The 12,398-nt window shown below is 61.0% G+C and carries 9 protein-coding genes, 1 tRNA gene and 3 pseudogenes; 3 read left to right on the top strand and 10 right to left on the bottom strand.

The window, feature by feature from the left end; all coding sequences use genetic code 11:
• Positions 1 to 188: 188 nt before the first annotated feature.
• The 4 genes and pseudogenes from EV666_RS06205 to EV666_RS18590 form a co-directional block, all read right to left on the bottom strand.
• Complete coding sequence (locus tag EV666_RS06205) at positions 189 to 1,391, bottom strand: ABC transporter substrate-binding protein (protein ID WP_132004753.1); 1,203 nt, start codon at positions 1,389 to 1,391, stop codon at positions 189 to 191.
• 403 nt (positions 1,392 to 1,794) lie between these two features.
• On the bottom strand, positions 1,795 to 3,117 hold the full coding sequence (locus EV666_RS06200) for a cytochrome b/b6 domain-containing protein (RefSeq protein WP_132004750.1): 1,323 nt from the start codon (positions 3,115 to 3,117) through the stop codon (positions 1,795 to 1,797).
• Between the two features lie 347 nt (positions 3,118 to 3,464).
• Positions 3,465 to 4,169, bottom strand: a complete 705-nt coding sequence (locus EV666_RS06195; RefSeq protein WP_132004747.1) for a YceI family protein — start codon at positions 4,167 to 4,169, stop codon at positions 3,465 to 3,467.
• Positions 4,170 to 4,443: 274 nt separating this feature from the next.
• Positions 4,444 to 4,974, bottom strand: a pseudogene (locus EV666_RS18590) (aminotransferase class I/II-fold pyridoxal phosphate-dependent enzyme); the annotation flags it as partial.
• Between EV666_RS18590 and EV666_RS06185 the strand changes: the two are divergent.
• Both EV666_RS06185 and EV666_RS06180 read left to right on the top strand, forming a co-directional pair.
• Positions 4,975 to 5,391, top strand: a pseudogene (locus tag EV666_RS06185) (EamA family transporter); the annotation flags it as partial. It lies immediately after the preceding pseudogene.
• Between the two features lie 244 nt (positions 5,392 to 5,635).
• Positions 5,636 to 5,709 (top strand) — tRNA-Gln (locus EV666_RS06180).
• Between the two features lie 39 nt (positions 5,710 to 5,748).
• Here EV666_RS06180 and EV666_RS06175 read toward each other — a convergent pair.
• Entirely contained in the window at positions 5,749 to 6,456 is a 708-nt protein-coding gene (locus EV666_RS06175) for a phage antirepressor KilAC domain-containing protein (protein ID WP_132004737.1), read from the bottom strand.
• An 83-nt stretch (positions 6,457 to 6,539) separates the two neighbouring features.
• Here EV666_RS06175 and EV666_RS18585 point away from each other — a divergent pair, with 83 nt between their 5' ends.
• Complete coding sequence (locus tag EV666_RS18585; RefSeq protein WP_132004734.1) at positions 6,540 to 7,544, top strand: ParA family protein; 1,005 nt, start codon at positions 6,540 to 6,542, stop codon at positions 7,542 to 7,544.
• Positions 7,545 to 7,595: 51 nt separating this feature from the next.
• Here EV666_RS18585 and EV666_RS18580 read toward each other — a convergent pair.
• From EV666_RS18580 to EV666_RS06145, 5 genes and pseudogenes are all read right to left on the bottom strand, one after another.
• Positions 7,596 to 8,021 (bottom strand): annotated as a pseudogene (locus tag EV666_RS18580) (BRO-N domain-containing protein); the annotation flags it as partial.
• 678 nt (positions 8,022 to 8,699) lie between these two features.
• Positions 8,700 to 9,662, bottom strand: a complete 963-nt coding sequence (locus EV666_RS06160; RefSeq protein ID WP_132004728.1) for a hypothetical protein — start codon at positions 9,660 to 9,662, stop codon at positions 8,700 to 8,702.
• 76 nt (positions 9,663 to 9,738) lie between these two features.
• Positions 9,739 to 10,512: a virion core protein, T7 gp14 family gene (locus tag EV666_RS06155; RefSeq protein ID WP_132004725.1), complete on the bottom strand. Its 774-nt coding sequence runs from the start codon at positions 10,510 to 10,512 to the stop codon at positions 9,739 to 9,741.
• On the bottom strand, positions 10,512 to 11,000 hold the full coding sequence (locus tag EV666_RS06150) for a hypothetical protein (protein WP_132004722.1): 489 nt from the start codon (positions 10,998 to 11,000) through the stop codon (positions 10,512 to 10,514). Before EV666_RS06150 ends, EV666_RS06155 begins: the two co-directional genes overlap by 1 nt.
• A 96-nt stretch (positions 11,001 to 11,096) precedes the next feature.
• Positions 11,097 to 11,324 carry a hypothetical protein gene (locus tag EV666_RS06145; RefSeq protein WP_132004719.1) on the bottom strand — a complete coding sequence of 76 codons (228 nt, stop codon included), beginning with the start codon at positions 11,322 to 11,324 and terminating at the stop codon, positions 11,097 to 11,099.
• Positions 11,325 to 12,398: the final 1,074 nt, after the last annotated feature.

The raw sequence follows: 12,398 nt of genomic DNA, 5'->3' as shown, positions 1-12,398 counted from the left end.
CAACGGCGGCGCCAGCCGCCTTCGCCCACGTGACGCATCGCCCACGTGACGCATCGCCCGACGTGACGCATCGTCCCGGCGCCGGGCGTGAAAAAAAAACCCGGTGAGCATGGCTCACCGGGTTCCGGCAGTGGCGTTGTCCAGCGCGCCGCATCGCCCGGTTGCGGGCGCGGGCCAGGTCGCCGGTTCTATTTCTCGGAAATGGGACCTTCAAACAGGTTGTAGCGATCGCCTTCGAAGCGCTGCAGGTACAGGGCGTTGTACAGGCTGTAATTGTCAGGGCTGGTGTGCAGGGTGAGCTTCGGCAGCACCATCGGCACGTTCTCTTCATTCATCGAGGCGGCGATGTCACGCAGGTTCTCGCGGGTCAGGTTGTCGCCCGCCCGGCGCAGCACCCGCTCCAGCAGAACCGCGGCCATGTAGCCCTGCACCGCGTTCGAGTCGTCGATCATGCCGGTCTGGCCGATGGAGGTCATGAAAGCCTTGTAGTCCTTCATGTCCTGATCGTTGGCCCATTGCGGATCATCCGGCTCCTTGAGGGCGACGGCGGTGATGACGCCCTGCGAAGCCTTGACGCCAGCCGGCTTCAGCACGCCGCCGATCGAGGCGGAGACGCTGACGACCATCTGCAGCGGCTTCCAGTCCAGCTCATGGACGCGTTTGATGACCTGGGCGGCGAATTTCGGCGTCGCCACGATGAACAGGACGTCCGCGCCGCTCGCCTTCATGCGCACGACCTCGGCGTCAACCGTGGCGCTGGTGATTTCATACGGCAATTCGAGCGCGATCATGGATTTGGCCTTGTCGCCAAGTCCTTCGCGGAAACCCCGGACATAATCTTTGCCGAAATCGTCATTCTGGTAGATGATCGCGACCTTGCCGTCCGGTTTGTTCTTGAGGACGTAGTTGGCGTAGATCTTGGCTTCCATGTCGTAAAGCGGCAGCATGGCCGTCGTCCATGGATAGTGTTTGGGGTCATTCCATTTGCTGGCGCCGGTCGCTACAAACAGCTGCGGAACTTTTTTCGAATTCAGATATTTGTGCACCGCCGAGTTGGAGGGCGTGCCAACGGAGCCATAAACGGCCAGCACGTTTTCGTTCTCCACCAGCTTGCGCGTCTGCTCCACGGCCTTGGGCGGGCTGTAGGCGTCGTCAAGGGAAATGATATTGACCTTGCGCCCGTTGATGCCGCCCTTTTCGTTGATTTTCTTGAAGTAATCGACAATGGCCGAGCCGCGCACGCCATAGGCGGAGGCTGGTCCGCTGTAGGGCACCACATTGCCGATGCGGATTTCCGTGTCTGTGACGCCTGGGCCGTATTTTTTTTCGCTGGCCTGCGCCGCCCCCAGCGCGACAGCGATTGCCGCTACAGCAATGCAGAGCTGTTTCATCAGTTTTTCCTCCCCCACCTGTTAACCGGTGGGCGCAGTACAGCCATGTGAAGCAGCCGCGTCAATCCGGCGAAAGCATTTTTAAATGCATCGGCGCCGGGCGCCCGTCAGAAAAATCAACCGGATCATACAGATGCGATGTCTGTGGCGCGGCGCCTGTCGTCAGGGGCGACCGGACAGGTATTCATGTATGCGGCAAGTAGACGGGCGTTTTTCATGCAGCTCTTTTTGCGTCCGGCGCACGGCGCCCGTGTTCCAGGCGACGGCGGCGGTGGACGAACGCCTTCCCGCCAGCGGCCGAAAATCCGTTTCCTGGCGGGCCGGATTTCGGGCTGTCTGCCGTGACGCGTTTTGCCGTTCAGCCGCTTCTCGTGTCACGCAGCGGCGTTTGCTGTAATGCGCCTCATGATCTGGTGGCGGCGCGTTTTGCCTTCAGGTCCACAAGGACGCCAATGTCCATGGAAACCCAGTCGCCGCCGCTGTCTGACTGCATGCCAAGGTCGAGGGCGCGCCGGTCGAGCTTCAGGCTCCCCTTCACCGTGGCGACGCCATCGCGCTCTGCGAAGGTGAAGGGCAATACAACCGGAACCGATGCATTTTTCAGCGTGAGGGTCCCCGCCGCCTCATAGCGATCGCCGCCAAGCGCCTTGAAGGCGTTCGCTTCGAACCGCGCGACCGGGTGGCCCTTGAAGTCCAGCCACTCCTCGCCCTCAAGCGCGTCTTCCTGGGTGGCGTCGCCGGTGCGGGCGCTCCCAACCTGGACGAGCACCGTCGCGCGGGAGCCTGGCAGATTGGCCGGATCGAAACGGATATCGCCTTCCCACTTTTCGAAACGCCCGGAAAAGCCGTCGCCCGAGTGGGTTCCGCTGAAGCCGAGGCGGGATGCGCCATAATCAACCGCCCACGCGGTGGCCTGGCTGCTGTCGGCGGGCAGGGGCGCGGGGGCTGTTTGCGTGGCTGCGGGAGCCGGGCGCGCCGTGGCGACGGCCGTGAGTTGCGGCGCGGGCGCGGGCGTGACCGCGATGGCGGCGGCCTGGGCGATGATCAGAACCAGGCCGAAGCCGGCGCAACGGCCCAGCCATTTCTCCCGCGCGCCCGGGAGTGGAGCGGCCGGCGCGTCGCCATGGGGCAGGCCCGGGACCATGTGGGCCAGCACGCCGTCGCGCTCAAGGAACTGGTGTTTCAGCGCCGCGCCCACATGCAGCGCGATGAGCGCCACCGCCGTCCACGCAAGCATGGCGTGCGCGCCCATGGCCTGAAACGCCACGGTGCGGCGCAGGGCGGCTGAAGCTTCACCGATCCACGGCAGGTGCGGAATGCTGAGCAGCCCGAACCAGCTTGTCGGCACGGCGAGCGCCCGGTCGGCGCTGACGGCCCAGCCCGTCGACACATAAAGCCACCCGGTGAGCGGCAACGCCAGCATGAGGCCATAAAAGGCCGCGTGCGTCACGCGGGCGGCGAAGGCTTCCCATGGCTTCATGGCTGCGGGCAAGGCAGGAGCCGGATGGGCGAGGCGCCACACAATCCGCACGACCGTGAGCCCGAGGATCAGAAATCCAACCGACTTGTGAAATTGGAACACACGGTAGGCCAGCGCCTGCGTTCCAGGCTCGCGGATGGCGTCAGTCATCCAGAACCCCATGGGGATCATGGCGATGATGCAAAGGGCAATGACCCAGTGCAGGGCAATGGCGATGGCGCCGTAGCGGGTGGGGCGGGCAGACATGGGTTCAATCCAGGCGCAAAAGGCGCGTCTTTCCGGCGCGGGCGATGGTCGCCCCGCTGGCCGGTAGCCGGTGAAGGTGAGCGGGCCAGGAGGCAGGGCGGTTGGGCGGCGGGGCGGTTGGACGGTTGGGCGCGATCGGGCGCGCCGTGGCGCTGGCCAGCCCTCGCCGGGCGTTTTTGCGAGCGCACGCCTGAGCCGCGCGGGCAAACCATATGGCCAGGAAGTCATCTGGCCAGAAGGACAGCATTCAGAAGGCCCACGCCGGGCGGCCATCAGGCCGGGCCCTGAAGCAAAGTCGCGATGCGGGTCGATCGCGTTTTGCTTCAGGGCTATCCGGAGCTTGCGGCTTATTTGGCGTTGCTGGCGTCCTTGACGTCAGCTTTCTTGAGGAATTCGCCATCGAAGCGGATGGTGACCTCATCGCCGACGAAGCCCACCGGCATGCCGAAATCGCTGCGCTTGAACGCGCCTTCGGCCTTGAAGCCGATGGCCGGCTGCTTGGTGAAGGGATGCTTCTCCAGCTCGCCGACAAAGGTGGCGTCCAGGGTCAGCGGTTTGGTGACGCCGAGGAACGTCATGTCGCCAGTCACCTTTGCGGTGCGCGGTCCGGTCAGCTCCACCCTGGTGGACTTGAAGGTAATTTCCGGAAACTGGCCCGCATTCAGGTAGTTCTTGTTGCGGGCGATATCCTCGCTCCAGCTGTTGAAGCCGGTTTTGGCGTGGGTCGCCTTGTAGTCGGCCGGATAATTGGCGTCGACGGAGGCGGGGTCGATCCGGGCTGTGACGGAGGATTTCGCCATGTTCGACGGGTCGAGGGTGATCTCGGCCGAGAACTTGTTGAAACGCGCGGTGTAGTGGGAAATCTTGTTATGCACGAACGACCACTGCAGGGACGCATGGGTGGGGTCCATCACATAAGCGCCAGCGGGCGCCTTCAGCGGCGCGGCTGCTTCAGCGCTCTTGCCGGCGCCCTGGCTTTCCGCCTGGGCGAGACCTGCCGACATGGCGATCGCCAGGGTGGAGATCGACAGGATTTTGCGAAGATTCGTCATCTGGTCCTCTGGGGGTGCCGTTATCTGTGGTCCGGTCGCGCAATTGCCCGGCGCTTTCGGATTGCCGTTAGAATAGGAGCCAAATTGTGTTGACGAAAGGCGCGCAAAATTGCTGAAGCAGCTATGTATTTGACGATTTAATTATAAAATTCAGATATTTACCCTTAATTCCACGCCCGTTTTGCCGATTTATGTGAGTTTGCACATCCGGTCTTGCAGGGACGCAAGGACGGCGCATCTCGCTGCCCGGTCCGGGCCGCCGGACGGGGATCTGTCAGGGCGTGGCTCCCCTCCGGGTCTCGATGGCGCGCGCCATTGCTTCATAGATGCGGATGTCGCCCATCTGCGTGACATTCAGGCGCAGGAACGCGCCGGCAGACTGCGATGCGCTGAAGACATTGCCGGGCGCCAGCATGACGTTTTCCCGCATGCAGTCGCGCGCGACAGCTGTTGAATCGAGCCCATCGGGCAGGCGGCGCCACAGATAAAACCCGCCGCGCGGGATCACCCACGGCGTGAGGCCCAGCGGCGCGAGCCGGGCAATGACGTCCTTCCTGGCCCGCGCAAGTCGCTGGCGCACCGCGCCCATGTGCTTGCGATAGCCGCCGCCAGCCAGCCCATGCGCCGCCAGTTCGGCGGCGACCGGCCCCGGGCCGCCAAAGTGCGTGGCGATCTGCAAATCCGCCAGACGTTCGATCCAGTCCGCTCTGGCGGCGATATAGCCGCACCGGACGGACGCGGAGAGCGTCTTGGAGAAGCTGCCGATCCTGATCACCTGGGCGAGGCCGTCGAGGCTGGCGAGGCGGGCGACGCCCTGATGGTCGCCGCTATCCTGACGTGCGGTTTGGGCTATGCCGAGGGCGCGACGCTTTCGCGGCGGCTGGGCAGTTGGCAGGTGATCTGGTGGGCGCTTTTGCTGTCGCTGCCATTCATGACGGCGACGGCCCTGATCACCCTGCCGGAAACCTGGCGCGAGGCCAGCTTTTCCGCCTGGTCGGGCCTAGTCTATGTTTCGGTGTTCAGCATGATGGTCGGCTTCATCTTCTGGTATCGCGGCCTCGTGCTGGGCGGAATTTCCGGGGTGGGGCAGTTGCAGTTGTTGCAGCCGTTCTTCGGCCTCCTGCTCGCGGCCGTGTTCCTCGGAGAACCGGTTGCCTGGGGCATGATCGCCAGCGCGGCGGCTGTGGTGGTGTGCGTGGCGGGGGCAAAGCGGTTTGCCTGAGGGCGGCGACAGTGCGGTCGCCGGCGTTTGCGGCCGCGATCCGGGAAAGCGCGCCCCCGGCCCCGTCACGGCGGGAAGGGCCCCGGCGTGGATATCCACATATCCACGGTTTGCGGGCGGGCGCGCCGGCTGGATGCGTGAACGCTCTTGACGTACCCGGCGCGTCGCCGTATCTGGAGCCCACACCACGGCGCTGCGGCGACGCGGACAGCGGGGCGACAGGAAACTGGCGGTCTTGCGGTGGTGGGGAATAGTTTAATGGTAGAACGACGGACTCTGACTCCGTTAGTCTTGGTTCGAATCCAGGTTCCCCAGCCAACCGCTTTCAATATATGATTATCTAGAAAAATCAGTCAGTTAGCGCAGGGGCAAAATTGCCTTGGTAGCCCATTGGTAGCCCAAAGCGGTAGGCCAATCCGGTAGCCCAAGCAGCTTTCCCAGAATCAGGCGAGATACAGCCCGGACCGTGGGCGGTCCTTTCGCGGGAAGATCACGCTCTTCCTCATGAAGAGCTTTGTGAAGTCCCTGAGCTGAGATGAAGCCGATCTCTTTGGCGACGGCCCCGGTCGTGTAGGTCCCTTTGTCATTGCGGAAGGCTTCCCAGTCAGCGACCTTCGGCGCGTCTTCAGCGACCTTAGCTTCCAGCTCGACGCGCTTCTCGTGCTCATCAGCGGCCAGCCGCAGGGCCGATGCGTAGTCCGTAGGAATGGACGGCTGATCCGGCTTGAGGTGCCCCTTCCGCCACGCCTGATAGACCGCGATGATCTCCCGGCGGATAGCCACGGCCTTCTCTGCCTCAGAGAACATGCAGAGAAGCAGGGCCTGCTCTTCATTAAGGTAGAACTCATTGCGCGGGCGTCCCCGGCCCAGCGGGTCGGATGATTTTGTGACACGGCGGCACAAAACGCCGTACCCCTGAAGCTCGGCCACGTTGCGGAGGATGAGCTTTCGGATCATGCGCGGTTCGCTGTAACCAAGCTCCCGCGCAAGGTTCTCGTCGTGGACCAGCGGCTGGCCGTCGATTTCATGCAGGGTGATGATTGCGTTGCTGTTGCGCGTGTTCATATGGCTCCGCTGAACGCACGAGTTCCAAATGGCTAGACAGAGACCCCACGGCTACATGATAAAGGGGTTAGGGGGAGCTGTAGATGGCAAAAACAATAAGCATTTTCAATAATAAGGGTGGGGTCGGTAAAACCACATATATGTACCACGTTGCGCACCTTCTCGCCGAGGACGGAAGTAATGTGCTGGTCGTTGATTGCGACAGCCAGTGTAATCTCACTGCCTATTGCTTATCTGACGAATCGATAGAATTATCATGGGCGGCTGACGGCAACAGTATTTTTCGGAATATTGAACCAGTATACGAGACGATCGGTGACATCTGTGATCGTCCGCCGTCGAGGGTTCTCAACGCCCGAGGGAATATACATATTGTTCCGGGCGATCTCAGGCTAAGTGATTTCGAGGATCGTCTGGGAAACACTTGGAACTCTGCGAAAGGCGGTAGCCTGCCGGATATTAGAGCCCAGTCGGCCATTCACCGCTACATCCGTTGGGCTGCGGAGCACGTTGCGGCAGATATCGTTATGATTGACCTTGGCCCGAACCTGGGCGCACTCAATCGCGCGGTTTTGGCGTCGAGCGACTATTTCATCACGCCTGTTGCGCCTGATCTCTTCTCCATCCAAGGTACCGAGAACCTTGGCAACAAGCTCGTCACCTGGCGGACAGAGTGGGACCAAGTGAACCAAGCCATCGGTGAATCGCGTTTGTCGATACCTGCCGGTCGGCCCAAGTATCTGGGCTACGTGATTCAGCAGCATAATATTCGATCGAATGCTGAGGGGATGACAAAGGGTTGGGGCATTTACAATGGTCGTCTCAAACCGGCTATTACGTCGAATATCGTCGATAAGCTCCGGCCATCGGACCAAGCAGTGCTATGGGAAGACGACGACTACCACCTCGGGCAAATTCCCAATCTGCATAGTTTGATTCCCTATTCCATGGATGCGAGGAAACCGATCTTCTATTGCACCAGCAAGGACGGCCTCAAAGGGAGCCATATCACAAAAGCCAAAGAAGCGTCTGGGCATTTCGAAGAAATGGTAGCGCTGCTCCAGCAGGTGGTCGAGGACGAGTTCTGAGGCCTCGTCGCGGATATAAGTGCCGTCCTTGCGGATTGCGGGCAGGACGACGCGAGTGACCCAGTTCTGGAAGTCCTTGGCCTGCGGCTTGTCGCTGCGCATGATGAGCTTGTAGAGGCCGGACTCTGAAACCGTGCCGTGTTTGCGGGACTTGCCGTCAACCCCACACACCGGACGTGGGGTGATGCCGCGCTCATCCCACGCCAGCAACCGCAGCATGCTGTCGGTGCGGGAGTACCCGAGGATTTCGCAGAGGTCAGCCGCGACGAACCAAGGGTTGCCGGCGATGTCCACGACGCGGATGGTGTGGGTGATGTCAGACGCGCCATGCGTCTTGAATCCGAAGGTGGTGACTGCGGTGCTGGGTATCCCATATGTACCCACGTCTACTGCGGGTGCTTTAGCCGTTTCCTTGTGACGGTGGCGTTGCTGGGAGGCTGCCAACGGGGGAAAGCATGCCAGCCACGAATGGGACATGGGCGGCAATGCGGGGGCCTGCCTTGGCTGTCTCCCTGACAGTCAGCCCTGCGGCTGCCCCGAGGCGCTGTTTCAGACAATCCATGGCCTTGCCCTCATGGCGCATGACCAGAATGGCCTTCGGATCGTGGCCCCGCCCGGCCAGTTCCCGTGCCGCCGAATAGAAGGGCGTTCGGGAGTTGCAGATGAAGTTGCCGTCGTGGAACGCGTCATAGGTCTGGCCCCGAGATGTAACGCGGGAGGGGCGGACCGTGATGATGAGATTGGGGGTGGCGTCGATTGGATGTTCCTAACTCTTGATAAAAAAGAAAAATCCCCCGAACCGTAAGGCCGGGGGACTGGTGTAGCGGCTATCTATCGGCCGATTGCTGGGCCTTGGCGTATCTGTCGATGCGCTTTTGTTCCAGCTCAGGTGATCTTGAAGACCTGACGTGCCCGCCATAGCGACGGTCCTTCCGAACCAGCCCCATGAGCCGGGCCTGTTTCAGCGTCAGCAGCATTCCCGCCGTTCCATGGGGAGCAACTTCCACCGGCCTCCCGTCCTGCATCAGGATGGCTGTCGGCTTCCACGGTGGCGGCGGAAGATGTGGTAGCGCTGTGCGCATTGGGGGCGCGGAAGGGGACTGTGAGGTCAAGGCACTCATGGGCCTGCGCGTGGAAGTCGAACGTATCGCCCATTTACGCGCCGACCCTGATGATGCCAGCCCGGACAGCGCCGGCGTAGGACATCTGTCCCTTGCCGGGGACGTTCAGAACAATGGTGTCTCCTGACAGGCTGGCGGTGATGCCATTGCCGAACTTGGCGGACATGATGCGTTCGGGTGCGATCTTGTCGAGGTTCTCGTAGTAGGTCCGGGCCAACGCCTTGTAGGGCGTCAGGTCGCCAGACAGGAAGTGTGCCGTCTGGGCCTTGCGGAGCAGGTCAGGGTGCTTGCTCCTGATGAAATCGTCAAACTCCTGCACGTCATCAATGCCAAGCTTGGAGAGCGCCCGTGAACGCTGGTCTTCGCGGCCCTGCCCAACGGTGCGCAGGAGTTCTGCGGCTTCCTCCGGGGTGATCTGAAGACTGCTGGCGATGGAATTGACGGTGTTCTCAGCCACATGGCCCCGTTCCGTGTTTTCAAGAACAGCCCGGACCATGAGGCCGGAAGGAACCTGACTGAACATGATGTCGTTCATGTTCGTCACGCCGCGAGACATGGGCGTGTCCATGGTGATGTCTTCGCCCTGTGCCGCCTGCTGGTGCGGCTGCTGGGCATTGGGAGACGCAACGGGGCTGTGGTGTGACTCTGCCTGAAGCTTTCCCGTTTCCATCAACGCCCCCGTTGCCGGGTGGCGGGCGATATAACCCATGCGGATCGCGGTGGCGACCGGCGTTTGCATACCGTTCACCTCGACAAGGTGCTTGTCAGTGGCAGTGAATGGATTGGCCGGAGCGCCGGAAGTTGTGCGGAGTGTCTGGAGGACTCCCGTATCAGCCGGGTTTGGCTGTTCCCCGTGGTAGGAGGCAACGCCGCCCGGAACGTAAGTCTGGATGTTGTCGCCGAAGCCCGGGTTCGTGGACGGGGCAACCTGCGGGGCGCTGTAGGGACCGGAGGACTGTGCTGGGGAGGTCTGGATGGTGAATTGTGAATTGCTCATAGTGTGCTATCTATCTGTTGTTAAATGAATAATGGTAGCGGCAGGCTCGTGGCGCTGCCGGGCGGCTGAAGCGGCGTTACCTGATCTTGAACATGTCGTTCAGGGAGGTGCCGGACCACTTGCTGTAGCTATTCAGGCCAGTCAGGAGGCTGCTGCCCACGTTGGCCACCAGAGCGCTGCCGCTGGGCATGGGCGGCTGTACGGCAGGTGCCGTGGGGCTGACTGGCGCTGGCTGTCTAGTGACGGCAGATGGGGCATACGTTGCCATCGGAATGTCGAAGATGCGCTGGTCGGCTGTGGCCTTCACGCCCTGCATTTCCATGTTGAGCTGATGCTGGACGCCGGTGTTGTTCATCTCCAGAACGGTGACGGCTTCGCCTTCCTGTCTCGCCACGTCGCCAATGATCTGATCCACGGTGACGCCTTCGACCCCTCGGGAGGCCGCTGCGGCTTCACCTGAAGCTGCCATCTTGCGTCCCTGACGGCGAACGTCGTCCATGCCAAGAGTTGTCGCTACGTGCTCCTGAACCTGCCGAAGGAGAAGCTGGCCGTACTGGTTAAAGCGACCCTTGTCGATGCTCTCGGTTGCCCGATCAATCGTCTTGGCCTGACGGTCAAACTCGTTCTTCTGATAGTCCAGAACATTGAAGCCGTGCTCAATGTCCTGCTTGTAGGTGGTGTTCTGGTATTCCAGAAGCTGGCCACGGTACTTCTCAGCGTGAAGCTCTTGCTGGACATTGGACAGCCACTGGTTGTACGCCTGCTTCTTCTGGTCGTTGTAGCTGATGACAGAGCCGGCAACACTCAGGCCGGTGGACAGGAGAGACGCTGCGCCTGCTAGGCTGCACATTATCTGGCTCCACTAGGGGCTTTGCCCCATTCACCAGTCCGGCCATAGCCGCTGGTTTGTCGATAGCTACTGGTCCGGCCCCGTGCGCTGGGAGACGCCCAGCCGTTCAGCCGCTGGCGGCGTCGGGCAGACATCTCCATGTCCCGCTCTTCGGCGGTCTTCAGCTTGAGGGTGTAAAGGTTGTCCCGTCTCAGGTTCAGCGGGTTCCTGTCCCGGAAGCGGACATAGGTCCGGCTGTCGGTGACGCCCAGAAGGACACGCGAGATGCGCTCCGGCATGTCCTTGGCGGTCATGTGCAGACGGCGGGAGTGAACTGAGCCTGTGGTGAAGCACCAGTTGGGGGAATAGCCCCGGCGCTGTAGGTCTTCCCAGTCTTCAGCAAGGATGTGGGCGGCGTACTGGGTCCCTGACAGGGGGACGATGTAGACGGCCTGTCCGTCAGGGTCATGGGTGAGGGTCGGGGTTCTGAAGGGTTTCTTGGGTTTCATTGGGGTGTAACTGGTTTTTCAAAATAAAAGGGACAGGTTAAAGCACGTCCATGGATGTGAATTAACGCAGTGGTGGTGTAGTGACTGGACATCTGCCTAGTGGGAGCTGATCCCGCTGGCCTCCCGTTCAGCCCGCCAGCGGTCAAGCTTGCGCCTGATGGAGTCGCCTATGAACTTGGCGAACGCCTCTGTGGTGATCTCGCCACGGGCCAGCCGCTCTTCCCCGACACAATAGAAGCCGTCTCGAGTGATGGCTGCGGTAACATCGTAATCGTTGGGGATGGCGAAGTGTGGATGCGCTGACGCTTTGTGCGTTATCTTCATGATGTTGTGTGTCCTTAGCGCTGTTCCTGACAAATAAAACGCCTGTGGCGCATCCCGTAGACGCCGAAACGGCGGTCTCCTACGGTGATAATGGGCTTTTTATTCCCAGTTATTAGAGGCCCGCCGATGAACTGCTTGGGGACCTGAAGCAGGTCCTGCCTACGGTGTAGTGACTACACCTGTCCGCTCCGCCGATGGGGGGGGCGAGGGGCGGTCCGCTCGGGATTGGAAGACAATGGGAGCAGTCCCCCCTACAGCGGGCTAAGGCCACGTTGCAGGGGAGGCATTGGACAAGCTCTATCCAGAACGCTGCCCAGACATCAAACGGTCGGAACGAGAAATCTGGCGACGTGTCGGGCAGCGTGAAGTGGTCCGCTTCCTCCTGACCCAACTCTCGGAACAGGGAGGATGTGGTTTGTAGATTGGTAGCCCGTACAGGCTAACCTGAGTGGGAGCCCCGGATTGAGTAGCACCCAGACCCTTCATCCATCATCATTCACGGAAGGGCTATGCCCTCTTGTGTCTTCCTCAGTAAGGAAAGGATGGAAGGGGACATGAAAGATGGGGACTTGAGGGCTGCTTAAGAAACACCCAAGACAGGCATGGGTGCTACCTGTACATCACTCTTCCCTCTGTCTTCCTAAAAAGGATATGAGGTAGGGAATGATGAAGGATTAACTCCTAGGTGAACACCTAAGTCCAGCTTAAGAGACACCTAAGAAACACTTAAGTGTTATCTATATATATATATCTGAACCGGGGCATAGGGTGGGGCTACCCTTATAATGGGCGTTTTATTCCAGTCCCTCTAACTTGTTGAATTAACAGAATAAAGGCAAGGTGCAGTGGCGCTACACTTTTCCTGCTGCCCGTCACCTTCCGGCGTGGCTGCGGCGTCTCCGGGGCTGCCTCCCCGGCAATGTGCGCGGTATCGACCGTAGAGGCCCGCCGCTGGGTCCCCGGTGTCATCACACCCGGAACATGCTGATGGCCGTCCTTGGTCGATACGTGTCAGAAGCAATGCGCCGCCGGTGCTAGCCAATGCGGTAGCTCTGTGGGCGCTGGGCCGTTGCG

It is taken from the genome of Camelimonas lactis (genome assembly GCF_004342915.1).
Lineage (GTDB): Bacteria > Pseudomonadota > Alphaproteobacteria > Rhizobiales > Beijerinckiaceae > Camelimonas > Camelimonas lactis.
This window is presented reverse-complemented; position numbering and strand designations above follow the sequence as displayed.

Coding starts and splice junctions, on each gene's coding strand:
- EV666_RS06150 (WP_132004722.1), bottom strand. CDS start 11,000: ATGAAACCCAAGAAACCCTTCAGAACCCCGACCCTCACCCATGACCCT.
- EV666_RS06205 (WP_132004753.1), bottom strand. CDS start 1,391: ATGAAACAGCTCTGCATTGCTGTAGCGGCAATCGCTGTCGCGCTGGGG.
- EV666_RS06195 (WP_132004747.1), bottom strand. CDS start 4,169: ATGACGAATCTTCGCAAAATCCTGTCGATCTCCACCCTGGCGATCGCC.
- EV666_RS18585 (WP_132004734.1), top strand. CDS start 6,540: ATGGCAAAAACAATAAGCATTTTCAATAATAAGGGTGGGGTCGGTAAA.
- EV666_RS06155 (WP_132004725.1), bottom strand. CDS start 10,512: ATGTGCAGCCTAGCAGGCGCAGCGTCTCTCCTGTCCACCGGCCTGAGT.
- EV666_RS06200 (WP_132004750.1), bottom strand. CDS start 3,117: ATGTCTGCCCGCCCCACCCGCTACGGCGCCATCGCCATTGCCCTGCAC.
- EV666_RS06160 (WP_132004728.1), bottom strand. CDS start 9,662: ATGAGCAATTCACAATTCACCATCCAGACCTCCCCAGCACAGTCCTCC.
- EV666_RS06175 (WP_132004737.1), bottom strand. CDS start 6,456: ATGAACACGCGCAACAGCAACGCAATCATCACCCTGCATGAAATCGAC.
- EV666_RS06145 (WP_132004719.1), bottom strand. CDS start 11,324: ATGAAGATAACGCACAAAGCGTCAGCGCATCCACACTTCGCCATCCCC.